Below are 23,088 nucleotides of genomic sequence, written 5' to 3' on the forward strand. Positions count from 1 at the left end.
CTGGCCGCAGTGGTTGAAAGTGGTTGAGCCTGCCGAAACCGGCTAGACCCTCGGCGACGCGTACGGCGCGCTGGGGAGGTTGCCTGCCGTCCAGGGTGCTGTGGAGCGGACGTCGGGCGTGTGGCCCCGGCCGTCATTCAAAACGGAGCGGACGGTCACGCTGAGAATCCAGAGTCCGAGTAGCAGGATGCCGATCAGTTCCATGGTTTTCCACCTCGTGTGAGTGTGTGCGGATTAGGTGATTTCAGTGTGTCCGGCCGGCGTGTGAGCAAGCGTGTGAATGCCGCAGACGCCGGCGGCGGCCAGCGGTACCATGAGCCGTATGGCCGAGAACTGGATTCGGCTCCTCGGTTCACCCGCGATCGAGACCCCCGGCGCAACTCCCCTGCAGCCCAGAGGCCGCAAGGCCTGGGCGGTGCTCGCCTACCTCGCGCTGCAGGCGGACGGCACCGGCCGCTCGCGCACGGCGTCGCTGCTCTTCCCGGATGCCGTGGACCCGCTCGGCGCCCTGCGCTGGAACCTGTCCGAGCTGCGGCGGACGCTCGACGGCGTGACGGTGGCAGGCGATCCCCTGCGGCTGTCGCTGCAGCCGCCGTGGCGCTGCGATGCACTGGAAGTGGTCGAGTCGGCCGGCAGCCCGGGGGTCAACCCGCGACGATTCAGCGGCCAGTTGTTGGAAGGGCTATCCTTCGCTGATTCCCCGGTCTTTGATTCGTGGCTGGCGGACCAGCGTTACCGGCTGGACAACGTCGTCCAGTCCCTGCTCTATGAAGCCGCGCTGGCAGCCTTGGCTTCGGGCGCTCCCGGCGAGTCGGCGGAGCTGGCAACACTGGCTCTGCACCGGGATCCATTCCACGCCGATTGCAACGCCGTCCTGGTCAAGGCGCTCGTGGCCCTGGGTGAGCACCGCCGGGCCCGCGAGCACGTCACCAAATGCGGGAACCTCTTCCGCCAGGAGCTGGGGCTGCCGCTGCCCGCGGAAGTCCAGCGTGCCCTGTCCGATGCTGCTCCTGCGCCGGACCCCGGGATGCCGGCTACCGCGGCGACGGTGCGGTCTTATCTCGACGCCGGCGGCTCATCGCTCTGGGCGGGCGCCGTGGACAGGGGGCTTGATCAGCTGCGGCTGGCGGTGGTACTGGCCCAGCGCACCGGCGACGACCATCTGCTCGCCGAGTCCCTCGTGACGCTGTCCGGGGCGCTGATCCACCAGGCAGGTGGCCGCGGCGCCGAGGTGGCGGACTTCCTGCACCGCGCGCTGCAGGCGGAAGGGCCCGACGGCGCCTCCCGCACTGCCGCCGCTGCGTACCGAGAGCTTGGCTACCTGTCCATACAGCGTGGGGTCCCGGACCGCGCGGCCGGCTGGCTCGCCCGGGCGATGCTGGCTGCCGAGGGATTCCCCGACGAACAGGCCCGGGTTCTGGCGATTCAGGGCATGCTGGCCTCAGACACCGCTCGGTACGACGATGCGGTGACTGCGCTGACTGAGTCAGGACGGCTGGCAAAAGATGTCGGGAACCGGCGGCAGCAGGCGTTCAGCGCGGCGCTGCTCGGCCGGGTGCACCTGCTCCGCGGGGACTTGGAGAAGGCGGCTGCGTCCCTGGACCGGGCACTGGTCTGGATCGCTGAGGAACACTGGACCGCGTTCGAGCCGTTTGTCGCCGGGGTGCGCGGCGAGACCTATCTTGCCGCGGGGCAGCTCGAGGAGGCCGCGGCGTTCATCGACCGGTCCTGGGTGATGGCCGACTTGGCCGGCGACCACTGTTACATGGCCTTGGCGGCAGGCGCGGAAGCGAAACTGTTCCTTGCGCATGGCGACCTGGCTGCGGCGGAGCACTGGATAGACCGGGGCCTGGAACCGAAGCCGTGGTACCTCTGGTACACCGCACGGCTGCTGGATACGGCGGCGGAGGTCGCCATCGCAGTAGGGTCCCCGCGGGCACCAAAGTTCGTCGAGAAGCTCTCCGAACTGGCGAGCCGGAGCGGAATGCGCGAGTTCACGGTGCGGGCGCAGTCCCACCGTGCAGTGCTTGGTGACGCGGCGGCCGCGCAGTCAGTGCCATGGCTGGCAAAGGAGATCGGCAACCCGGCGCTGGATACTGTCCTGGCGGAGCGGGGAACCGCCGGTGACTGAGCCTGTCGAAACCAGCCGGCCCTGATCTCGACAAGCTCGATCAGCGGCTGGCGCCTATCCCCTGTGGAGCAGCGACTGCACCTGGAGCAGGAACTTCCGGCCGCCGTCGGTCAGCGCGGGAAGGACGGTGAAGTGCTGGGCCGGGACCGTCAGCTTCAGGCAGTCGAGCGTCCAATGGATGCGCAAGTAGAGTTCCCTGGCCAGGTCGAGCGGGATGGGTGCCCCGGCCTTGGTGCGGAACCCTTCGACGTTGAGGGTGTCGGCGATGATCCGTTGGCGCTCGTCCCAGCGGGGCGTGTTGCCGTCGAGCAGCCACCGCACCACGAGGCCGTTCACGACGACAGCCGCTTTCTCAGGAGGCTTTCCGACGGCATCGGCGAGGTAGTCCCACAGCTGACGGCCGCCGTCGTGCATTTTGCGGCCGGCGGGCGAGAGCAGTAGGCGGCCCTTCGACTTCCGCAGCAGTTTCCAGCTCTGGAGCTGCTCCCGAAGGTGCAGGACGGGCAGGGTCTGTACCTCGCGGTTGGCCTTGCCGATCCAGCGGTCGTCCAGGCCGAGGGCGTGAAAAGTCTCCTTGACGAAGGCCGGCTTGAGGTAGCCGTCCTTTGTAAGCTCCAGCCCGTCGGCGGGAACCTGGGACAGGAACCAGTGGACCGGACGGACGACGGCGTCGATCTCGCCGTCCGTGGGCGGCTCCGGCCAGAGCTGCAGGGCGAGCTCGTCCAGGCGGGCGTTGAGGGCGGCGGTCTCGAACACGGTTGGCGCGAAGGTTGCGGGGTCCTGGCCGGTGGCGGACTCGTACCAACCAGCGACATCCTCATATTCCGGGTTCCCGGGGTCTGCGAGGACTTCAATGACGCGCCGGTAGCCGTGGGGACCTCCGGAATCCTCCACCGGCCCGCGGTTGGCGCCGTCGGTGCAGCGCACAGTCTTTTCGGGGGGCTCCGTCCGACCCATCACCTCGACGGTGTGCGTCCAGGCATCGCCGAAGTCGTATTCGTATTCTAAGTCGGCCGGTCCGGTCCGCTCTGCATCCAGAAGTTCAAAGAGCACGACACCAGACGCCGGCTCGTCGTCCATCTCCTCGGCCGCTTCGTCCGGGCCGATTATGACGCGTTTTGCTCCCTGCGGGTCAGTACAACGGATTCCATAGAGGTGCCGGTTTTCCCATCCGAAGGCGGCCTGAAGGACGCGGTGGAACTCCGGCACCGTGACGGTTTCCGGGAGAAGCAGTCGCCGCCAGATCTCTGGTTCGGTACCTTGAATGCCGATCTTGAGGTCGTAGGCGTGGACTGTTTGCATGGAGGCCATTGTTCCAGAGCGCCGGTGCCTTTGCCTGCCGAAACCAGCACACCCGGGTTAAACAAAAGCAGGACCGGTCAGTGACCGGCCCTGCTTTATGAAACCTAAACGGTCCCGGGTATCTAAGAAATTAGATAGCCTGGATGTTTACAGCCTGGGGACCCTTGGGGCCCTGCTCGGTTTCGAAGGAGACCTTCTGGTTCTCTTCGAGGGAGCGGAAACCGGAGGAGTTGATCGCAGAGTAGTGTGCGAAAACGTCCTGTGAGGAGTCATCGGGGGAAATGAAGCCGAAGCCCTTTTCAGCGTTAAACCATTTGACGGTACCAGTAGCCATTTTTTTATGTCCTTCGTGAAGGTGGAGGAACTGTCCCGACTTTCGGGTCCTCCGGTGTGGGGTGTTCAAAACCGCTACTTCAGAAGAACGAGGACTTTCGACCCCGCGTACTGCCTGAACTACCAAATACAAACACAACAACGGTCTCTACTGTACACGGGTTTTCAGAGAGGAATTACCACGGGCATCAGCGGGATGTCCGGGACCGTGATGGACCGCGGTCCGTCGAACCCCTGCATGAACACCGTGACGAAGCTGAGCGACACCGTGCCGCCGGATTCGGGCAGCTGGTTCTCGAAGTTGATGGTCCCCTTGCGCTGGCCACCGGGCGGTATGTCGGGCTGCCAGGTGCTGCGGAATGAATCGGCGTCGAAGGTGGTGCCGTCCGGGCCGGTGAGGATGGCGTTGTGGAACAGCGGCAGCGACATGGAGCTGGTGGTCCCGTTCCGCACATGGATCTCCACCCGGGTGAAATGTGCAGTGCTCTGGATGCCGAGGACGGTGACGGTGACGCCCTGGGCTTCGGTAACCACCTGACGGGCCAGCCGCTGGGTGCCTTCCTCGTTGCCGGAGAAGTAGCCGACGGCGTAACTCGCCGCGCCGGCGAGCAGCCACCCGCCGCCGCCGAGCAGGAGCAAGGTCGCCAGCACTGTGGCGATAACCGGACGGGAACGCGAACGCGGTGCAGCGCGCGGTGCAGCCTCGACCGGATAGGACGGATGCGCGTTCCCTGGGATTTCCCCATGCGTGTCCGGGTAGCCGGGTCTCAGCGGGCGGGCGGGACGCGCCGGCTGCACTCGCATTGACGGCCGGTACTGCGGTTTCGGCCGCTTGGGTGCCGGCTGTGCCTTGTCTTTGACGTAATCCAGAGCCTCCCCGCCCAGGGCAACCGCCAGGCCCACCGCGGGGGTGACGAACCACGTCCAGGTCGGCGTTAGCTCGGTCAGGAACGCGGTCAGGCTGTTGCCGATCAGCCCCACCACATTGATCGCGGCCGCGAAGAGCAGCGCCATGCCGAGGCCCCTCTTCCGGGCAGCGGCAGGGGCTGGCCGGCGTCCCTCCGGTCTGACGGCCGCATCCGGAGGTGCGCTGCCGCCGTCGTACGTCCTTTCAACGAAGCGGAGCGTGACCTGCCCGAACTGGACCTCATCGCCGTCGGTGAGTTCGGTGGGCGAGGTGATGGCGTGGCCATTGACCCAAGTGCCGTTGCGGGAGTCCTGGTCGTCGAGGATGGTGCGGCCGTCCAGCGAGGTCAGCAGGGCGTGCCGGCGGCTGACCCCGGAAACGGGCAGGCGCAGCCGTGAGCCTTCGTCGCTGCCGATGGTCGTTTTCCCGTGCGGGATGACAATCCGGGTCCCCGCCGCCTCCCCGCTGACGACGACGAACTCGCTCCGTACCCCAGGTCCGTCCATGACTTACCCCGACCAGCCAGGAGGGCACAACGGCCCCCGCAGGAAAGACACCGTCATCCGCCGCCGGCGCATGACATGTAGCAAGTCTCCTCCCGGCGGGAGGTGGCTGACAAGGAACGCGAAGCCGGCTGCCGGCGCCGTTCCCGGGGCCCCGAACGCGCTCTCGACCGGGCTCCGGAACGGGCATATCCTGCAGGCAGTCCACACTTGCAGTACGTTCCGGCACTTTAGGGAGACGCTCACATGGAAATGCCCAAACCGTCCGACGCCGACAAGGAGCACTTCCGGAAGGTGGTGCCGGACCATCCGGATGTGGTGGTCAAGCCGATGTTCGGCAACCTGGGCGCGTTCGTCAACGGGAACATGTTCGCCGGGCTGTTCGGCCCCACGATCGGAGTAAAACTCTCCGAGGCGGACAAACAGGAACTTGAAGGCACCGAGCGAACCGTCCCGTTCGGCCCGCCGGAGCGGCCCATGGGCGGCTACACCGGGCTCCCGGAGGTGTGGAACGCCGAAGGCGACGGCGATGACGCCCGGGCACAGGCCTGGGTTCAGAAGGCTTACGAGCACGTCGCCGGCCTGCCGCCCAAGGAGCCGAAGGCTTCGAAACCGAAGGCCGCCAAGAAGTAGCTCTCCCGCACGGGCGCTCCCCCCAAAGTCGAGCTCCCTAGCTGCCGGGGCGTCCTGCCCTGGTTGCAGGTTCAGCCGCGGTTGTAGCGGGCAAGTGCTTCTTTGTAGACAGCGGCAATTTCATGGTCGCCCCTGTCGGTGTATTTGGCGATGATGTTCGCGAGGTCACGTTTGATGACCAAATGCGCGTCATACGGTTCACGAGGGCGGCGAACGTAATCGTTCATGATTTCCCACCCACTTGCGCCTCTTCGCGCTCCAGCAGATAGCGCAAAAATGCCGCCTGGTTGTCGATTTCCCGCTGTTTGCGCGGGGAAACCCAATCCAGCAATTCTTTGTCGTCAACCATGATGCTCACTCCTTTCCGGTGATGAATTGATGGTCATCCCGGTCGGGCAAGATCCGCCAAAGTTTCGGGCAAGATAGGCGAAGGTCTTGGCGGCGGTAGCGCAACAAGACACCGCTCAAAATCGGCAGCGTTTGTCATGCAGTTAACCGCCCATTCACACCGTCCTTAGGGCCCGTCCAACCGGCCTCCGTACGGTCGATGCCATGGACACCAACATCTCGCGCAGATCACTTCTTTCCGTCGGCCTCGGGGCCGGACTTGTCGCCGCCCTGCCGGGTGCCGCCGTCGCCACCTCGACAGCGGACGACGCCGGGCTCCGCACCGATCCGTTCATGCTGGGCATCGCCTCCGGCGAGCCGTGGCCGGACGGCTTTGTCATCTGGACGCGGCTGGCCGTGGACCCGCTCGCGGAGGACGGGCTCGGCGGGATGCCGTCGCGGACCGTGCCGGTCGCCTGGGAGGTGGCCGAAGATGCCGGCATGCGCCGCGTGGTGGCCCGCGGCGTCGAACAGGCCCGGATTGAGAACGCCCACTCCGTCCACGTGGAGCTGAACGGCCTGAAGCCCGGGCGCGAATACTTCTACCGGTTCCGCAGCGGCCGGCACATCAGCGCCACCGGCCGGACCCTCACCAGCCCAGCGCCGCACGAGACGCCGGCGGCGCTGGCCATGGCGTTCGCGAGCTGCTCGCAGTATGAGCACGGCTACTTCACGGCCTATACGCGCCTCGCGGAGGACCACCCGGACCTGGTGCTGCACCTGGGCGACTACATGTACGAGTACAAGAAGGGCAGCTACGTGATCGGCGGCGGGAACCCCCGCGACCACGAAGGCCCGGAGACCTCCAGCCTGGCCGGCTACCGCCAGCGCCACGCGCAGTACAAGTCCGACGCCGACCTGCAGGCGGCGCACGCCGTCGCACCGTGGCTGGTGGTCTGGGACGACCACGAGGTGGACAACAATTGGGCGGACGAGGTCCCCGAGAACACCGATGCGGGCCAGCTGAACGACACCACCGAACGCTTCCGGCAGCGCCGGGCGGCGGCGTTCAAGGCGTACTACGAGAACATGCCGCTGCGCGCGTCGTCGGTGCCGGCCGGGTTCGACATGAAGATCTACCGCACCATCCAGTGGGGCCAGCTGGCCAACTTCCACATGATGGATACCCGGCAGTACCGGGACGACCAACTCGCCGGGGACGGCTGGAGGAAGAACGTGGCCGAGCGGCTGGCCGAGGACCGCACCATCACCGGCGCGGAGCAGGAGAAGTGGCTGCTGGACGGCTTCCGCAACTCCACGCAGCGCTGGGACATCCTGGGCCAGCAGGTGTTCTTCGCCGAGCGCGACCGCGCCCAGGCGGCCGACATTGACGACGTGTCCATGGACGGGTGGGACGGCTACGCCGCATCACGGCGCCGCATCACCCAAGGCTGGGTGGACGCGAACGTGCGCAACGCCGTTGTCCTCACGGGCGACGTGCACCGGAACTGGGCCAACGACCTCAAGGTGGACTACAAAGACCCGGCGTCGGCGGTGGTCGGGTCCGAACTGGTGTGCACGTCCATCACGTCCACCGGTGACGGCTCGGGGTCCACAACGGACCCGGTGATGGCCTGGAACCCGCACCTGAAGTTCTACAACGACAACCGCGGGTACGTGACCACGCGCATCACCAAGGACGCGCTGACCGCGGACTTCCGCGTGCTGGACCACGTCACGACGCCGGGTGCGCCTGTTTCCACGAAGGCGTCGTTCGAGATCCGGGACGGGGTGCCGGGGCTGGTGGCACGGGGGTAGCCTCCTCAGCGAAGCCGCCCGGCCGGGACTCCCCGGCCGGGCGCCGTCGTGGGCAGCCACCCATCCCGGAAGCCGCCCGTGGGGAGGGGCTTTCGGCCCGCAGACAATGTCTTACGTGAGCTCTAGAATGAGCATTCACTAGCAGGGGCATGCGGCGCTCCTGCTTCCGTGAGGGATTCGTATGGGCGGTGTTTAGCTGGCTTGAACGGATCATGAATGGGATGGCTGATGATGAGCAACGGCGCACCTGACTTTGATCCACACCGCCGTGCCGTCCCGCCGCGAATGCCGGCCAATCCACCACGGGTCGGAACAGCGAACGACAATCCAGCCCTGCTGCTCGACAACTACGCCGAGTTCATCGGACGGCTGGAGGCGGCGGCTGAGAAGCTCAGTCCGCGGCGGGATGCACTGAACAAGGCCCTTGGCGCTGCCGAACTCCTCTTCAACCAGAACTACGCAGGCGTCGAGCTGTGGGGACAGCGGCTCTCCGGAATCAGGCAGCTCCTCAACCGCCACACTGCCGAACAGCAATCGCGGACGTACACGAGCCTGAGCGAGCTTCACGACATTGCCGAAAGGATGGAGCAGATGTTCGGCAGCCGCTCGCAGCGGATACAGCAGGTGTGCAGCGGGATCCGGGCGCGCCTTGACCCCATCAATGCGTCGCTGTTTGAGCTGGAGAAGAGCAAGGTCAAACTGACGTCGTCCAGGATGCTCGCGCTGGAGAGGGAGAATCTCAGTAAGGTCGCCGCGGACCTTTCAGTCCCTGCGGAAGGCATCATCCGCGGTGTCACCGACCACGGCCTTCGCGAGAGCCTCCGGGAGGCGCGGGACGCAATAATCCTCGCCGAAGCCCTGCTTGAAGTGAAAGGGACCTGACCATGCCGAATCCACGGACAGAGCACCTAGTTATCTGCAGCTTCACTTCGCAGGAATGGACCGGCAGGCCAGACGACGGCGCGGGCGCCACTTTCGTCAGGTTTGCGGTCGTCGGATTCGTATTGTGCCTGTTCCTCATGCTCTTCGTCCCGTTGCTCAGGATCGTGGGCTTCACGATGATTATCGTGACGTTCTTCGCCACAATATGCACCGCTTTAAGCATTCGGGCCAAGGCCTCGCGCGAGCGGGCTGTCCTGCAGCGGCTGACCGCGACCGTGAACGAAGTAGTCCTTGAACTCACCGCGGACAAGACCAAGCAACTCTCGGCTGAGAACTTCCGCTCATTGCTCAGCGGAGGTAGCCGGCCGCTGCCTGTCAACGGAGTGTCAGGGCTGCACCTGAAAGTTGTCGGGGGGCCTTCACCGAAGCCCAAGCAGAATGCGCTGGCGAAACCCGAAGAAGTGACCACGACGCATGTGGTCCTCGCAGCCACCCCGCCTGACTACGGAATCGGCAGCTTCGACCGCCTCCTCGAGACCGTCACCACTGACCCTGGCTTCAATTCCCCCGGCACCTAGCAAGGGCTACGACATGACAACAATCCCCGAACGTGAACTCCGCAAGCAGATCAGCAGGATTCTCCAGCGCGTGAAGAACGGCGAAACCATCATTATCACCAAGAACGGCGAAATGGCGGCCACATTGATTCCGCCTGCCGTTCCTCCTTTTGAACGTTTGCTCCTGTCCGGAAACGTACGGCAGGCAGCCACGCAGCCTATCGACTTCGATATCCTCCGCCGTGTTAAATCTGATGCTGGCAGCCCAGAGATCCTGGCCGATCTGCGCGACGACCGCTGATCATCTGCATCCACGCGTCGGCTGCACTCTAACCCCGATGCAACAAATGGCGTTCGTCCCGGCCGCATGCCGGGTACGATCTCCTCACCGGCCGCAATGATGCCCAGGAGCTGTGCTGAGTCTTGCGGGAAACTTTGCTGGATCTGAAACGCATCTATTGGACACGACAGAGCCTGCGCATGGCCGACGTCGCAGCGATTGTCTGGATGTTCGCCGCCGCCACCCACGCTTTCATCCCGAACAACGGGGATGCTGCCAGCCACCGCGCCACAACCGTCACCGAGGTCTTCCGCCCCATGCTCGACGGCGTCCTGCCGGCAGGTGCGCTCCCGGGAGTCTCGGCAGTGGATGCAGTCGCCGCCGGCGAGCGCCAGCCACTCCCATAGCCCAAGTGGGCCGTCCGGGCCCCGTCCGGTGTGACGCCGACTCTTCCTCCACAGAAAATGTCCGCGCCGCCCTCTAGAGTGAACATAGGACGTGAGGCGGAACACCACGAGGACCGGATGGACTACTACGCAATCAACGCCCTGCGTGAGAACCATGCAGGCTGGTCCCTGCTGCGAGCCCAGAACGCACCACTGGCAATCTCGTTTTTCATTGCTGCCTTCACCGGCCCCAACCACCGCAACCTGGGCCGCCAGCAGCTCATCGACAGCCTGGACGACGTCCTGTTCGGCCTCCGGGACACCTACGGTGAGGACAAGTTCCCGCGCCAGGCCTCGGAGTATCTGGACGACTGGGCCGCCCCCGAAAAGGCCTGGCTGCGCAAGTACTACGTACCAGGTCAGGACGAACCCCGCTACGACCTCACCGCCGCCGCCGAAGACGTGGTCCGCTGGGTGGAGAGCCTGCGCGGCCGCGACTTCGTGGCCACCCAGTCCCGGCTCACCAGCATCTTCGCCGTCCTCAAACAGCTCGTTCAGCAGTCCGAAACGGATCCCGAGGTACGGCTCACAGAGCTCCAGCGCCAGCGCGACGGGATCGATGCGGAGATGCAGCGCATCCGTGACGGAAACATCCGGGTCATGACCGCCCCGGAAGCGCTCGACCACTTCCAGCAGCTGACCACCCTCGCGAAGGATCTCCTCTCCGACTTCCGCGAGGTCGAACAGAACTTCCGCAAGCTCGACCGTCAGGTCCGCGAACAGATCGCCACGTGGGACGGCACCCAGGGAGAGCTTCTGGAGTCAATCTTCGCCAACCAGCAGGACATCAGCAGCTCGCTGCAGGGCCGGACGTTCCAGGGCTTCTGGGACTATCTGATGTCGCCGCAGTTGCGCACTGAACTGCGGGAACTCCTCCAGCGCGCCACACAGATTGAAGCCCTCGCCGGCATGGACAACCTGCACGCCATCACCAACCTGCACCAGGACTGGCTGCCCGCCGTCGAGCAGACCCAGGGAACGGTCCGCCAGCTGTCCCAGCAGATGCGCCGGCTGCTCGATGACAAGGTATTCCTGGAAAACAAGCGCATCATGCAGCTTATCCGGAGCGTCGAGTCCGGCGCCCTGACGACCCGGGAGCAGCCGCCGACGGGAGACTTCATCGCCATCGCTGCTCCGTCAGTTGACATCACCCTGCCGTTCGAGCGCCCGCTGTACGAGCCGAGCCGAAGGGTACTGGTGGACGACGACGTCCTCACCGCCGACGACGCGGACGTGGACGCCGGCGCCCTGTTCAGCCAGTTCCACGTGGACAAGGAACGCCTGAAAGCCAACATCGACGCTGTACTCGCCGAAGCGGAGCAGGCGACGCTCGCGGAGGTCACCGCCGTTTATCCGGTCTCGCAAGGCCTGGCAGAGATCGTGGCCTACTACCAGCTGGCCACGGAATCGGACTGGGCGAGCATCAACCCGGAAGCCTCGCAACAGATCTCCTGGCAGCTGCCGGACGGCGGCATCCGCGAAGCAACCATTGAGCAGATCATCTTCGGAAGGCCGGCATGAACACCGTCGAAGACCCGAACACCACAACGGCAGCCAGGACGCCCGAGGAGCTTCCCGGCGTGGTCACCCGGCTTTTCAAAGGCGTGCTCTACGCCGAAGGGGACGAGAAGCTCTGGCAGTCGCTGCTGGGCCTCTCCTCCCAGGTCCGCGACTATGTTTCCGTCCTGGGGCTCGACCTGATCCTGGACGAATCCGAAGGCTACGCGTTCCTGAAGTCCCGCGAGGACGCCGACGCCGCGCTCCCCCGGCTGATCCCGCGGCGGCAGCTGACCTTCAACGTCAGCCTGCTGCTTGCCCTCCTGCGCGGCCGGCTGCTGGAGTTCGACACCAACAGCAGCGAGCTCCGGCTCATCATGACCGACCAGGACATCGCCGAGATGGTGGCCGTCTTCCTGCCCGAATCCAGCAACGAGGCCAAGATCATGGACCGGCTCGCCACCGACATCAAGAAGGTTGTGGAGCTCGGATTCCTGCGAAGGCTGAAAGGACAGCTTGGAACATATGAAGTGGTGCGCGTCCTCAAAGCGTTCGTGGATGCCCAGTGGCTGGAGGAGTTCGACGCGCGGCTGTCGGACTACCGGGCGACACTCGCCGGAACACCGTCCACCACGGCTGCTCTGACCGGGACAGGCACAATGGAGGCGGGAGGCAAATGACCGCGGATCTGCAGGACACCCTCTTCAGCCTGGAAGAAAAGACGGACGACGGCGGCACTCCCCCCGGTTTCCGGCTGCACCGTCTGGAGCTGCTCAATTGGGGCACCTTCCACCAGGGCGTGCGGACCTTCCGGCTGGACGGTGCCAACAGTCTCCTCACCGGCGACATCGGCTCGGGAAAGTCAACCGTCGTTGACGCCATCACCACCCTGCTGCTGCCCGCACACCGGATCGAATACAACAAGGCCGCCGGCGCACAGAAGAAGGAACGCTCGCTGATGTCGTATGTGCGCGGCTTCCACAAGAGCACGCGCAGCACCGGTGGTGAATACTCCAAGCCCGTGGCACTGCGGGGCACCGGCGCCCTGACGGTAGTGCTCGCCGTCTTCCATAATGCGGTGCTGGACAAGTCAGTCACCTTGGCAATCTCCCTTTGGGCCACCCAGGAGGCGGGCACTCCCAGCCGCTTCTACTCGCTGTCAGAGACGGACCAGTCCATCGCGGCGGACTTCTCGAACTTCGGCCAGGACCCGGTGAAGCTGAAGAAGAAGCTGCGCGCTGCCGGAACTGCCGTCCACGACACTTTTGACCCCTACGCCGCGGCCTTCAAGCGGCAGTTCGGAATCAGCAGCAACCAAGCTATGGAGCTGTTCCACCGCACGGTGTCCATGAAGCAGGTGGAGAACATTACCTCCTTCGTGCGCACCAACATGCTGGAAGAGGACAATGTCGGCGAGCGCATAAGCAACCTCATCCACCACTTCGACGACCTGAAAAAAGCCCACGATGCGGTGCTGCGGGCCAAGGACCAGATCGCACTGCTCACGCCGATCCGGGACGGCGCCGGCCAGCACGCACAGCTGAGCCGCGAGGACGAACTCGCCCGCCAGCAGCGGGACCAGCTGCGTCCTTGGTTCACGGACCGGAAGCTGCAGCTGAGCCTGGAGCACCAGTCGGAGCTCGAACGCACCGGGGAACGGCTGCAGGAAGACAACACCAAGCTGCGCACCGAGATCACCGGCAAGCGTCACGAGCTGTCCGCAGTCCAGGAGGACATCCGCACCAACGGCGGCGGCCGGCTTGCTGCGATCGATGCCGACGTTGCGCGGCTGACTGTCGAGTTCCGGGCCCAGCGGCAGCGCTTCGACACGTACGCCGCCGCTGCGAAGGATCTGGGGCTCCGACCACCGGAGGACCGTGTGCTGTTCGACGGCAACCGTGCCCGCCTCGAGGAGGTCGAAACAAACCTCAGTACCCAATCTGATGAGCTGCAGGAGAGCCGCACCCAGCTGACCATCACCCGCACCGAACAGACGGTGCGGCTGACCGAAATCGGTACCGAACTGCGTAGCCTGCAGTCCCGCCCCAACCTGCTGCCGCTGCCCCAACTCGAGCTCCGCCGTCGGCTCAGCGAGGGCACTGGGATCGCGGAGACCGCGCTGCCCTACGTCGGCGAACTCCTGCGGATCCGTGACGGCGAGAGCGCTTGGGAGGGTGCCGCGGAACGAACGCTGCACGGCTTCGCCTTGTCTTTGCTGGTGCCGGCTGAACACTATGCGGCAGTGAGCAGCTGGGTGGATATCAACAACCTGCGTGGCCGGCTGGTGTACCTGAAGATCGGCGAATCGCCCGCCGTCAGGACGGCAGAACCCGGCACGCTGGCCTCGAAGATCGCCACCAAGCCTGGCACGGCTTTCCGCAATTTCCTGGTGGATGAACTGGCGACGCGCTACGACCACGTCTGCTGCGACACGCTCGAGGATTTCCGCCGCTATCCCAAGGCGCTGACTGTCAACGGGCAGCTCAAGGGAGGCCGCGGTCGGCACGAAAAGGACGACCGTCGGGAGCTCACGGACCGGCGCAACTACGTGCTCGGCTGGGACAACCACGACAAGATCAGCCGGTTCCTCGCCGAACAGGACGAGTTCAAGGGCCAGCTCCAGGTCACCCAGACCGAGCTGAAGAAGGTTGACTCGTCACTAGGAGATCTGGGCAGGCGAAACCAGCAGCTGGGCACCGTGCGGTCTGTGGCGGACTTCGGCGAGATCAGCTGGCAGCTCACCGCCCGGCGCGTCGAGGAGCTCAAGGCGGAGAAGCTTGAGCTGGAGACCGCCAGTGACGTGCTGAAGCAGCTGACGGCCAAAGAGGCCGCCGTGGCCGAGGAGCTGGACCGGCTGGAGTACAAGGCCGGAAAGCTGCAGCAGCGGATCGGTTCCAATGAGAAGGATGCCAAGGACATCGGGGAAGCGATAGTTGAATGCGGCGGCATTCTCGCGGAGAATCCGCTGACGGACGACGGCGGCGTGCTGGCCGCCGTCGAACGCCTCACCGCGGCGGCGCTCGGGGACAAGACGCTGACCTACAAGAACACCGGAACGGTGGAAAGCTCCGTCCGCTCCGGGCTGACGGACGCCATCGACGCGCTATCCAAGCGCATCGCCCGGGCGGCGGAAAGCACCGTCCGGCTCATGGCAGACTTCCGCAACAAGTACCCGAACGAGACCACGGACATCGACGCCGCCCTCGAGGCTGCCAGTGACTACAACCGGCTGCTGGAGCAGCTAGTCAGCAACGACCTCCCCCGCTTCGAGGCGCATTTCAAGGAGTCGCTGAACCAGAACACCATCCACGAGGTGGTGGCGTTCAACGCGTTCTTGGACAGCCGCCGGCAGGACATCGTGAACCGGATCGGCGAGATCAACCAATCCCTCGCCGGAATTGAATACAACCCGGGGCGGCACATCCAGCTGGAGCACCAGAACACCTCCGACCAGGATGTGCGTGAGTTCGGGGTTGACCTGAGGGCTTGCTCGGAGGGGACCATCGGCGACGAGGACCAGTACTCAGAGGAGAAGTACCTGCAGGTGGAGCGGCTGATCGAGCGTTTCCGCGGCCGGGACGGACTGACGACTCTGGACGAACGGTGGACCGCCAAGGTCACTGACGTCCGGAACTGGTTTACGTTCTCGGCATCGGAAAAGTGGACCGAGACAGGCGAGGAGTTCGAACACTTCACGGATTCGGGCGGCAAGTCTGGCGGCCAGAAAGAGAAGCTGGCGTACACAATTCTGGCGGCGGCGCTGGCGTTCCAGTTCGGACTGGGCTCCGGCGCTGCGGCTGGGAGTGCGGGCAAGAAGCCGGGCGGCGGCCGGAGTTTCCGGTTCGTGGTGATCGACGAGGCGTTCGGGCGCGGGTCGGATGAATCGGCGCGATACGGCCTGCAGCTGTTCCAGCGCATGCAGCTTCAGCTGCTGATCGTCACGCCGCTGCAGAAGATCCACGTGATCGAGCCGTTTGTCTCGCACGTGGGATTCGTGGCGAACACCAACGGCGACGATTCCCAGCTGCGCAACATGACCATCCAGGAGTATCGGGACGAGCGGGACCGGCGTGCCGGCTGAGGGACCAAAGACGTGGACGACGCTGGCCGGGCTGCGTTCGCTGTCGCTGAAGGCCTGGAACAGCGGGGCCCTGTTGCGCGAACTGCTCGAACCCACCGGCGTCTACCCCCGCCGTCGGCCGTTGAAGCGCCCGACGGCGGCAGGCCTTTTACGCGATTACGCGGCGGCCCGTGAGTGGGCAGCGGAGCTGTCCGGCGGGGCCGGCCACTATCGTCTGGAGACGGTCGAGGTCGGCCGGACCACTATCGGTTCCAACCAGCTGCCAGCGGCGGCTGTGTTCGCCTCCGTGGACGACGAGATTGCGTTCATAGGCAAGGCAAGGGACGCAGCCCGGTTCGTGGAGCTCGCGGAGGGGCTGACCGTGCTGCATCCCTCGTGGCGCGCCTGGGCTTTGAAACGGCCGCTCCATCTGCTGGAGCTGGGCACCGTCGCACTGACTGCAGCCCGCGTGGCACTCTGGCTGCGCGACAACCCTGAGCCAGGCGTCTACGTCCGCCAGCTCAGCCTGCCAGGAGTACACACCAAGTTCATCGAGACCAATCGGCGAGTGATCGCTGAGCTGGCGGAGGCCCTGCGCGTTGGCTCCGTGCCAGATCCTTCCGAAGGCGAGGCCCTTCCGGATACACCGGCAGAGCCGGGTTCGCTGCTGGGGCAGCAGGCACCGCGGACTCCCGCAGCCCGCTTCGCTGCCAGGTACGGCTTCCTCCACCCACCTGAGCTCGTCAGATTCCGGATGCTGGATCCCACTGTGCCTCTACTCGGCGGCGCCAGGGACCTTACTGTCACTGCGGAAGCGTTTAGCTCTCTGCGACTGCCTGTGACGTCAGTGATCGTCACCGAGAACCTGGTCAATTTCCTGGCCCTGCCTGAACGGATGGAGACCATAGCCATCTACGGCGGCGGGTACGGATTCTCGTCCCTGCGGGACGCCCGTTGGCTGGCAGATTGCCAGGTCCTGTACTGGGGCGACCTGGACACACATGGCTTCCGGATCCTGGACGAGCTACGGGCAGTCCACCCGCACGTGGCCAGTGTTTTGATGGACGAGGCCACGCTATTGGCTCACCAGGACGCGTGGGGCAGTGAACCGTCACCATCCCGTGCAACACTCCCCAGGCTGACAGCCCCGGAGAATGCAGTCTATGAAGCGCTGGGCAACGATTCCTTCGGGAAGTCAGTCAGGCTTGAGCAGGAGCTGATTCGATGGGACTGGGCGCTGGAGCGGCTCCGGCCGTTGATTAAGCCTGTCGAAACCGAGCGCGGTGAATGACCCATGACGTCGAACCCACATCGGTGGGAGTAAGTGGGAGAATCATTGTAAGGTTCTGACACTTCGCGATATAAATGTCAGAATTCTCTTGGAATTATGACAGATAGGGTGACATGGGACAGGCGGAGGATCGCGACGGCATGACCGCGGGCGCGAAGTGGCCCGCCGCCACGTACGAACCCTACGAATGGAAGGGCAGAGAGGACGCCTACATGGCCTCCAGCTACCTGTCCGGTATGACCGGACGGCAGTATGAGGCGTTCGTCCCGCCGCTTATCGCCGGCAGTACCTACCTACCCTCACCCGGGGTCGCAGCTCTGGCAGAAGAGGCAGCCCAGGAGATCAGCCGGTTCGATGAGCGCTACGGCGAGCACCTCCGGCCGTTCGGGACCTTACTGCTGCGCAGCGAATCCACTGCGTCCTCCCAGATCGAGAACCTTACCGCCAGCGCCCGCAGCCTGGGAGAGGCAGAGCTCGGTGTCGAAGACCGTGAAAACGCCACTCTCGTCGTCCGCAACGTCCGCGCCATGGAGACCGCCCTCGCCGCCGCCAACCATCTCAGCCCCGACAGCATCCTGGACATGCACCGGGCCCTCCTGGACGGCACCCGAGACACCGATGTCGCTGGCCAATGGCGCGAGGAACAGGTGTGGATCGGCACTAGCACGGTGAGTCCCATCGGTGCGCAATTCGTTCCACCGCACCACACACGGGTTCCGGAGCTGATGGCCGATGTCATGGACTATGCCCGCCGCACGGATGTTCCCGCCATCATTCAGTCCGCCATCGCGCACGCCCAGTTCGAGACCATCCACCCGTTCACCGACGGCAACGGCCGCACCGGGCGGGCTCTGCTCCACGCCATGCTCAAGCACCGCGGCGTGGCCTCCCACGTCACCGTCCCGGTTTCAGCCGGTCTGCTTGCCAACGTAGAGGCCTACCACGAGGCACTCACTGCCTACCGGACTGGCGACCCTGAGCAGATCATCAGGGTCACCGCAGAAGCGTCATTCCGTGCCATCGACAATGGAGCCAGGCTTGCCGACGACGTCGTCGCGATCACCGAAGGCTGGACCTCCAGGATCGCCGCCCGCGGCGACTCTGCAGTTTGGCCGATCCTGGACCTGTTGGCCCACCAGCCGGTGGTGAACGCCGCGGTACTGGAACGAAAGCTAGGCCTGGACTACAGACGCCAGAAGCGGGCATTGGACGCACTAGAAGAAGCCGGTGTCGTCGTCGGCGTGAACAAATTCAAGAAAGGCCGGTTCTGGCGGGCCCCGGAAATGCTCAACGCCTTGGACGCCTTCGCCGAGCGGGCCGGACGCCGCGTCCGCTCATGAACTTGTAGCAGCTATTGCGCTGCCGCGGCTTCCATACCGGCGACCATTGCTTGTGCCTGCTCGCGAACCTCGATGCAGTTGAGCCATGAGGCGACGAGAGTTCTCCTGACGAAGGCGTGGTCCAGTCCTAGGTACTCCGCGATTTCGCGGAAAATCCTTTGATGAACCATTCCTTCAGTGTGTGCGATGGCAGCGTCGAGCCTCGCACGCGGGACGCCGAGTCGGTCTGCTGCCTCAGATCCGCAAGACTCAAGAATGCTCATCTCGGGATCACCTCCGGGCAAAAAGAATGCGTCGACGTCCTCAGCGTCTGAGCGCTGATCGCCATCCAGCACCAGCAGAGTTACGAGCCGTCTCATCGTGGACAGAATGGTCAAGGTTCTTCTTGCCTCACCGGTACCACCGAGTCGCACGATGTCCCAGGACCGGCCGTGGTCTAGGCCGAAAAACGCGAGAGCCATTCGAAGAATCTCCTCACCCAGCGAGTCTTCGACTATTGCTAAGTACTTCACCGACTGCTCATAACCGAGGGCCACCATGACCTCGTCGTGAGTCACGTCGTCTCTAATCACTACCCCGTTCGCGCCTCGAACGGCGAAACGCAGTAGGTCGATGGGGAGCCTTCGGATCATAGCTTCGGAATGAGTGGCGATGATCGTTTGGAATCCGCCGGCAAGCGTACGTCGGGCGATCTCATCCAAGAAAGCGATATGCCCTCGCGGCGAAAGGTAGCTTTCAGGTTCATCGATGAGGACAATGTCGGTGGCCAGAGACCTCCCAAGTTCCCAAATGCAGTAGAGAACCCAAAGTTCTCCCGAGCTCATCTCATACGCGGTACGCACTTGACCGTCCGGCATCGTCGCTTCAACGTATGGCGCGTCATACGAATCACTCCTGAAGGTGAAGAACTCTACGCTCGCATATGGGCGTCCAAGGATTCTGTTGATGCTGCCCAAGGTCGGCCGGTCGGCCGACCAGTTTCCTTCGAAGTCCTTGGCGTGGTCCGGAACTTCAACGTCCTGCATCCACATCTCGTAGTCAGCAAATGCTCGGTGTGCACTGAGCGGCACGGTGACACGAAGTGCTTCGTCGTTCTCGCCAAAAGTGAAACTCTCGATCCGTGGCCCGGCGAGATCGACGCTAAATTCTTGCGGGTTCCACCCCGACCCCATGTAAATCGATTGGGTGCCTGCGACGGCGCCAACTTCCGCTCTGCTCGCCTCCTTCCATCTGGACCTGGAGGCCGGAGGAAACCGCATGTGTTCCCCGCCGTACTTCGGCAACGACTCTTCCAAAATCTTCAAGAGATACGTCTTCCCTGCGCCGTGACTTCCGACAACCGCCGTGAGTTGCCCGAACCGCACTTCCTGTGGCGTGAAAACCGGCGAGCCGACAATACTGATGCGTTGAAGGTGGATGCGGTTATTCTTCGCTAACTTCGAGAGCACGCTCGGGTGATCATTGGCTGGCTGCATACGCCGAGTCTATGGAGAACCTGGGACATTCCGGAGGCCCTAGCTTGTCCAACAAACAAGTCACACGTGTCGTACGCTGGAATTCCCGAAGACCACAGAGCGAGGAATAACGTGCACGAGGACGCCGCCAGGTTCCTGTCCCAGCCGGTGAAGGCCCAACCCGGCTCGCCGCTGCGGGTTGCCGTGTACTCCCGGATCGCCGGGGCCATCCGCAACAGCCTGCTGACACCCGGCTCCATGCTCCCCACCGAAACGGAGCTCGGCGCGGACATGAAGGTCAGCCGCACCGTGGTCCGCGAAGCCCTGATGCTGCTCGAAGAGGACGGACTCATCCGGGCCCGCCGCGGCGTCGGCCGGTTCGTCGCCGATACCCTCCCCCGCATCGGCATCGAGCGGATCCGTCCCTTCGAGGAAGTCCTCGGGGGCCCCGGCCAGCACGTCGAGATCAAGCGCATCCAGGTGGTGCGGCAGCCGGCATCCGAGTTCGCCGCGCCCGGCGTGGGCGTCGAACCCGGCGCTGACGTCTGGCTCTGGGAGTCCGTCCTGATTCGCGACGGCGAGCCTGTCGCCCACCTGCAGGAGAACGTCTCCGCCCAGCCCGTGCGGCTGGGCAAAGCTGCCCCCGCACCGCTGGAAATCGACGACGACGGCGGCACCACGCTGCTCGCCGCCCTCAACTCCCGCTTCGGCCGGGTCCTCGGACCCGGCGAATGCCAGATCAGCCTGAGCCAGGTGGGACCCAGCCGGGCCAAGCTGCTGGACCTGCGGGCCCCGGATCCGGTCCTCGTGCTGACGCAGTACGTCAGGCACGCGAACCGGCCCTTCTACCTGGCCAAGTGCCTCATCGCGGCACGCGCCGGGCACCTGTCCGTGATGCAGTCGCTCCAGTCTTAGTCCTTCGGCCTCGTAATAGCTAAGGGCAGGTGCCGGCGACGGCCTTGCATGCGTTCACGCGGCCACGTGCCCAGTTCGTGCCCGTGCCGGGGATCGGGTCGGCGGTTGATTCGATTTTCGCGCGGACGGAATCTTTGTCAGGGCTAGCCTGCGATGCCCAGACAAGCGCGGCAACGCCGGCGACAACAGGTGAGGCCATTGAGGTGCCGCTGGCGACGTCATAGCCCATGGACCGGCCGTTCTGCGTACCCAGGAGGAACTCGTGGTTCGGGAAGGTCGAGTAGACGTTGACACCCGGCGCGGCGACATCCACCCACTTTCCATAGGTTGAGAAGGATGCTTTGTTGTCCTTGTTGTCCGTTGCAGCCACGGCAATGACGTTGGGATAGGCGCCCGGGTAGATCTTGGCCTGGGTACCGGCGTTGCCGGCCGCGGCAACGATCACTACACCCTTATTCCAGGCGTAATTGACGGCAGCTTCGAGAGTGCGTGAAGAGACGCGCTGTCCAAGGCTCATATTGATGATGTTGGCGCCGTTGTCGGCGGCCCAGCTGATGCCGTTTGCAATGACTGAGCTGGAGCCGGACCCGCTGTCATTGAGCACTTTGACATCCAGGATGCTGCAGTCCGGGCACACACCGGCAACACCAATCTTGTTGTTGTACTTGGCGGCAACGATGCCAGCGACGTGGGTGCCGTGACCGTACTTGTCCTCAGGGTTTGCTTTGGGATCCTCTTTGGTGTCCGCACTGACGAAGTTCGCGTATCCAACAACCTGCGATGCGATGTCGTCGTGGACGTTTGCCACGCCGGTATCGAGAATGGCCACCTTGGTGCCGTCGCCGGTCGTGACCTTCCAGGCTTCAACGGCGTCCACATCGGCGTCCGCTTTGCCGTCGGCCGCTAGCAGCGTGCCGGCGGTGCTCGTAAGAGACTGGCCAACGTTCTGCAGGGCGTACTGTTGCGGGAAATACTGGTCATCGGTCGCGGCAGTAACCACCTCGTCCGGCTCGGCGTACTCAACCGCCGGGTTCCGGCTCAATGCTTCGATGAGCTGCAATTCCTTGCCGGCCGGAACTTTGATGAGTTGGGCGCCGGTACTGCCGATGCCAGCGCCCTCGCTGAGGCCATGCTGGCGCAGCACTCCGGCAGCCGCTCCGTGGTCGCGGAATTTGACCATGATTTGCCCCGCGATACGGGAGGACTCGGAACCCGCCGCGTTCCCTGGGAGCGCCAACGTGATGGCGCCAAACCCCATGATGATCACTGTGAAAAAAGCTATAAGGATTCTTCTCATGGGGAGTATCTTGCGTCAATCTCCACGAGCTAGATAGTGGGAGCGGGCAAGTGGTTGCCGACTGCCGGATCGAAAGCTGCCGCCCCGCCGCACGGCACTGCGCCGACAAACGAAAGCAGCACCTCCACCAGGTGCGTCGACCGTCACCACCGGGGCCACCGCGGATGCAGGCGAGCAGGCTAAGTTTCCTGAGGCGGGGATTTCGGTTGGGGTGGCGGGCGCCGGGCTGCTCCGCGGTCGTCTGAGGAGCTCCCTGGTGCTGGCCTTCCCCTCACGACGTAGCGGCCGGTAGCCGGTAGACCACCTCGGGCGTATGGTTCGTTTATGGATCGGATACGGGCCATCCTTCTTCCCGGTGCCGTGCTCCCCGCCCAGCCTGCGTACGAAGCTCTGATTGACGCCCTGGGCCCGGATGTAGAGGCCGTGGCCAAAGACTTGGAGCTCTACGCAGACGATGAGCCGCCGCCCGGCTGGAGCCTGGACACAGAGATCGACGGCGTGCTCCGCGAAGCCGATGCCCGGGGATGGGAGAGGTTCCACCTTGTGGGCTATTCGGGCGGCGGCGCGGCTGCGCTGGCGTTCGCTGCCAAACATCCCGGACGTCTGCTGAGCCTGACGCTGCTGGAGCCGGCCTGGGCCGGGAACTGGGACTGGAGCCCTGCGCACGCGGAGCTCTGGAAGAAGTACGAGCAGCTGGAAGCCCTTCCCCCGGAGCAGTTCATGCCCGCCTTCATCAGGCTGGGAGTTAAGCCCGACGTCGTGCTTCCACCACCGCCGCCGGGTCCCCCGCCGCCGTGGATGGCAAAGCGGCCCGCGGGTATCAGGGCGTTCCTGCGGAACTTCAAGAGCTATGACCTGGACAGGGCACGTTTGACCGCGTTTCCCCAGCCGGTGTTCTTCGCCCTCGGCGGCCTGAGCAACCCGGACGACTACGGCGAGATCGCCGGCCGGCTGGCAAGGGTCTTCTTCCCGGACTTCCACCTGGAGGTGTTCTCCAAGCGCCACCACTTCGACCCGCCACACCGGATCGAGCCCGAGCGGCTTGCTGAGCTGCTGCGGGCGCACTGGGAGCGGGCGCAACGCGAGAGTGCGACATCCGCTGGCTCCTGACTTTG

At 64.6% G+C, this 23,088-nt stretch carries 22 protein-coding genes; 14 read left to right on the forward strand and 8 right to left on the reverse strand.

Annotation, left to right across the window (positions count from 1 at the left end):
- Positions 1-42: 42 nt before the first annotated feature.
- On the reverse strand, positions 43-204 hold the full coding sequence (locus J2S97_RS09360) for a hypothetical protein (protein WP_307048652.1): 162 nt from the start codon (positions 202-204) through the stop codon (positions 43-45).
- Positions 205-322: 118 nt separating this feature from the next.
- Here J2S97_RS09360 and J2S97_RS09365 point away from each other — a divergent pair, with 118 nt between their 5' ends.
- Positions 323-2,131 (forward strand): SARP family transcriptional regulator, encoded by a 1,809-nt coding sequence (locus tag J2S97_RS09365; protein ID WP_307048654.1) that lies wholly within the window; start codon positions 323-325, stop codon positions 2,129-2,131.
- A 54-nt stretch (positions 2,132-2,185) separates the two neighbouring features.
- Here J2S97_RS09365 and J2S97_RS09370 read toward each other — a convergent pair whose 3' ends face one another.
- The 3 genes from J2S97_RS09370 to J2S97_RS09380 all read right to left on the reverse strand — a co-directional run bounded on the left by J2S97_RS09370 (position 2,186) and on the right by J2S97_RS09380 (position 5,179).
- On the reverse strand, positions 2,186-3,433 hold the full coding sequence (locus J2S97_RS09370; RefSeq protein WP_307048656.1) for a plasmid pRiA4b ORF-3 family protein: 1,248 nt from the start codon (positions 3,431-3,433) through the stop codon (positions 2,186-2,188).
- 130 nt (positions 3,434-3,563) lie between these two features.
- Positions 3,564-3,767 (reverse strand): cold-shock protein, encoded by a 204-nt coding sequence (locus J2S97_RS09375; RefSeq protein WP_003806113.1) that lies wholly within the window; start codon positions 3,765-3,767, stop codon positions 3,564-3,566.
- A gap of 164 nt (positions 3,768-3,931) precedes the next feature.
- Positions 3,932-5,179, reverse strand: a complete 1,248-nt coding sequence (locus tag J2S97_RS09380; protein ID WP_307048663.1) for an FHA domain-containing protein — start codon at positions 5,177-5,179, stop codon at positions 3,932-3,934.
- A 243-nt stretch (positions 5,180-5,422) separates the two neighbouring features.
- Between J2S97_RS09380 and J2S97_RS09385 the strand changes: the two genes are divergently transcribed.
- The gene (locus J2S97_RS09385; RefSeq protein WP_307048665.1) at positions 5,423-5,809 is read left to right on the forward strand and encodes a TfoX/Sxy family protein; all 387 of its coding nucleotides are present in this window, start codon (positions 5,423-5,425) and stop codon (positions 5,807-5,809) included.
- A gap of 71 nt (positions 5,810-5,880) precedes the next feature.
- On the opposite strand, the gene J2S97_RS09390 is transcribed toward J2S97_RS09385, so the two are convergent.
- Together J2S97_RS09390 and J2S97_RS09395 are read right to left on the reverse strand one after the other, a co-directional pair.
- Positions 5,881-6,036: a hypothetical protein gene (locus J2S97_RS09390; protein WP_181039024.1), complete on the reverse strand. Its 156-nt coding sequence runs from the start codon at positions 6,034-6,036 to the stop codon at positions 5,881-5,883.
- Complete coding sequence (locus tag J2S97_RS09395) at positions 6,033-6,158, reverse strand: hypothetical protein (protein WP_307048667.1); 126 nt, start codon at positions 6,156-6,158, stop codon at positions 6,033-6,035. The genes J2S97_RS09390 and J2S97_RS09395 overlap by 4 nt, the downstream gene beginning before the upstream one ends.
- 203 nt (positions 6,159-6,361) lie before the next feature.
- Between J2S97_RS09395 and J2S97_RS09400 the strand changes: the two genes are divergently transcribed.
- The 10 genes from J2S97_RS09400 to J2S97_RS09445 all read left to right on the forward strand — a co-directional run bounded on the left by J2S97_RS09400 (position 6,362) and on the right by J2S97_RS09445 (position 18,307).
- On the forward strand, positions 6,362-7,954 hold the full coding sequence (locus J2S97_RS09400) for an alkaline phosphatase D family protein (protein ID WP_307048669.1): 1,593 nt from the start codon (positions 6,362-6,364) through the stop codon (positions 7,952-7,954).
- A 216-nt stretch (positions 7,955-8,170) separates the two neighbouring features.
- Positions 8,171-8,836: a hypothetical protein gene (locus J2S97_RS09405; RefSeq protein ID WP_307048671.1), complete on the forward strand. Its 666-nt coding sequence runs from the start codon at positions 8,171-8,173 to the stop codon at positions 8,834-8,836.
- A 2-nt stretch (positions 8,837-8,838) separates the two neighbouring features.
- Complete coding sequence (locus tag J2S97_RS09410; protein WP_307048673.1) at positions 8,839-9,414, forward strand: hypothetical protein; 576 nt, start codon at positions 8,839-8,841, stop codon at positions 9,412-9,414.
- 13 nt (positions 9,415-9,427) lie between these two features.
- Positions 9,428-9,694: a type II toxin-antitoxin system Phd/YefM family antitoxin gene (locus tag J2S97_RS09415; RefSeq protein WP_307048675.1), complete on the forward strand. Its 267-nt coding sequence runs from the start codon at positions 9,428-9,430 to the stop codon at positions 9,692-9,694.
- A gap of 179 nt (positions 9,695-9,873) precedes the next feature.
- Positions 9,874-10,080 (forward strand): hypothetical protein, encoded by a 207-nt coding sequence (locus tag J2S97_RS09420; protein WP_307048676.1) that lies wholly within the window; start codon positions 9,874-9,876, stop codon positions 10,078-10,080.
- A gap of 78 nt (positions 10,081-10,158) precedes the next feature.
- Positions 10,159-11,640, forward strand: a complete 1,482-nt coding sequence (locus J2S97_RS09425) for a DUF3375 domain-containing protein (protein WP_307048678.1) — start codon at positions 10,159-10,161, stop codon at positions 11,638-11,640.
- Positions 11,637-12,296, forward strand: a complete 660-nt coding sequence (locus J2S97_RS09430) for a DUF4194 domain-containing protein (protein ID WP_307048680.1) — start codon at positions 11,637-11,639, stop codon at positions 12,294-12,296. The genes J2S97_RS09425 and J2S97_RS09430 overlap by 4 nt, the downstream gene beginning before the upstream one ends.
- Positions 12,293-15,697 (forward strand): ATP-binding protein, encoded by a 3,405-nt coding sequence (locus J2S97_RS09435; protein WP_307048682.1) that lies wholly within the window; start codon positions 12,293-12,295, stop codon positions 15,695-15,697. Before J2S97_RS09430 ends, J2S97_RS09435 begins: the two co-directional genes overlap by 4 nt.
- Entirely contained in the window at positions 15,687-16,967 is a 1,281-nt protein-coding gene (locus tag J2S97_RS09440) for a Wadjet anti-phage system protein JetD domain-containing protein (RefSeq protein WP_307048683.1), read from the forward strand. Before J2S97_RS09435 ends, J2S97_RS09440 begins: the two co-directional genes overlap by 11 nt.
- Before the next feature lie 140 nt (positions 16,968-17,107).
- Positions 17,108-18,307 (forward strand): Fic family protein, encoded by a 1,200-nt coding sequence (locus J2S97_RS09445; protein WP_307048685.1) that lies wholly within the window; start codon positions 17,108-17,110, stop codon positions 18,305-18,307.
- Between the two features lie 11 nt (positions 18,308-18,318).
- Here the strand turns inward: J2S97_RS09445 and J2S97_RS09450 are convergent, their stop codons facing one another.
- A complete protein-coding gene (locus J2S97_RS09450) occupies positions 18,319-19,782 on the reverse strand; it encodes an AAA family ATPase (protein WP_307048687.1) in 1,464 nt (487 codons plus the stop codon).
- A 111-nt stretch (positions 19,783-19,893) separates the two neighbouring features.
- Between J2S97_RS09450 and J2S97_RS09455 the strand changes: the two genes are divergently transcribed.
- A complete protein-coding gene (locus J2S97_RS09455; RefSeq protein WP_307048689.1) occupies positions 19,894-20,676 on the forward strand; it encodes a GntR family transcriptional regulator in 783 nt (260 codons plus the stop codon).
- 19 nt (positions 20,677-20,695) lie between these two features.
- Here J2S97_RS09455 and J2S97_RS09460 read toward each other — a convergent pair whose 3' ends face one another.
- The gene (locus J2S97_RS09460; RefSeq protein ID WP_307048691.1) at positions 20,696-21,973 is read right to left on the reverse strand and encodes a S8 family peptidase; all 1,278 of its coding nucleotides are present in this window, start codon (positions 21,971-21,973) and stop codon (positions 20,696-20,698) included.
- Between the two features lie 324 nt (positions 21,974-22,297).
- Here J2S97_RS09460 and J2S97_RS09465 point away from each other — a divergent pair, with 324 nt between their 5' ends.
- Complete coding sequence (locus tag J2S97_RS09465; protein WP_307048693.1) at positions 22,298-23,083, forward strand: alpha/beta fold hydrolase; 786 nt, start codon at positions 22,298-22,300, stop codon at positions 23,081-23,083.
- The last annotated feature ends 5 nt before the right edge of the window (positions 23,084-23,088 follow it).

The organism is Arthrobacter oryzae, assembly GCF_030812315.1.
Lineage (GTDB): Bacteria > Actinomycetota > Actinomycetes > Actinomycetales > Micrococcaceae > Arthrobacter > Arthrobacter oryzae_B.

Coding starts and splice junctions, on each gene's coding strand:
- J2S97_RS09360 (WP_307048652.1), bottom strand. CDS start 204: ATGGAACTGATCGGCATCCTGCTACTCGGACTCTGGATTCTCAGCGTG.
- J2S97_RS09365 (WP_307048654.1), top strand. CDS start 323: ATGGCCGAGAACTGGATTCGGCTCCTCGGTTCACCCGCGATCGAGACC.
- J2S97_RS09370 (WP_307048656.1), bottom strand. CDS start 3,433: ATGCAAACAGTCCACGCCTACGACCTCAAGATCGGCATTCAAGGTACC.
- J2S97_RS09375 (WP_003806113.1), bottom strand. CDS start 3,767: ATGGCTACTGGTACCGTCAAATGGTTTAACGCTGAAAAGGGCTTCGGC.
- J2S97_RS09380 (WP_307048663.1), bottom strand. CDS start 5,179: ATGGACGGACCTGGGGTACGGAGCGAGTTCGTCGTCGTCAGCGGGGAG.
- J2S97_RS09385 (WP_307048665.1), top strand. CDS start 5,423: ATGGAAATGCCCAAACCGTCCGACGCCGACAAGGAGCACTTCCGGAAG.
- J2S97_RS09390 (WP_181039024.1), bottom strand. CDS start 6,036: ATGAACGATTACGTTCGCCGCCCTCGTGAACCGTATGACGCGCATTTG.
- J2S97_RS09395 (WP_307048667.1), bottom strand. CDS start 6,158: ATGGTTGACGACAAAGAATTGCTGGATTGGGTTTCCCCGCGCAAACAG.
- J2S97_RS09400 (WP_307048669.1), top strand. CDS start 6,362: ATGGACACCAACATCTCGCGCAGATCACTTCTTTCCGTCGGCCTCGGG.
- J2S97_RS09405 (WP_307048671.1), top strand. CDS start 8,171: ATGGGATGGCTGATGATGAGCAACGGCGCACCTGACTTTGATCCACAC.
- J2S97_RS09410 (WP_307048673.1), top strand. CDS start 8,839: ATGCCGAATCCACGGACAGAGCACCTAGTTATCTGCAGCTTCACTTCG.
- J2S97_RS09415 (WP_307048675.1), top strand. CDS start 9,428: ATGACAACAATCCCCGAACGTGAACTCCGCAAGCAGATCAGCAGGATT.
- J2S97_RS09420 (WP_307048676.1), top strand. CDS start 9,874: ATGGCCGACGTCGCAGCGATTGTCTGGATGTTCGCCGCCGCCACCCAC.
- J2S97_RS09430 (WP_307048680.1), top strand. CDS start 11,637: ATGAACACCGTCGAAGACCCGAACACCACAACGGCAGCCAGGACGCCC.
- J2S97_RS09435 (WP_307048682.1), top strand. CDS start 12,293: ATGACCGCGGATCTGCAGGACACCCTCTTCAGCCTGGAAGAAAAGACG.
- J2S97_RS09445 (WP_307048685.1), top strand. CDS start 17,108: ATGACCGCGGGCGCGAAGTGGCCCGCCGCCACGTACGAACCCTACGAA.
- J2S97_RS09450 (WP_307048687.1), bottom strand. CDS start 19,782: ATGCAGCCAGCCAATGATCACCCGAGCGTGCTCTCGAAGTTAGCGAAG.
- J2S97_RS09460 (WP_307048691.1), bottom strand. CDS start 21,973: ATGAGAAGAATCCTTATAGCTTTTTTCACAGTGATCATCATGGGGTTT.
- J2S97_RS09465 (WP_307048693.1), top strand. CDS start 22,298: ATGGATCGGATACGGGCCATCCTTCTTCCCGGTGCCGTGCTCCCCGCC.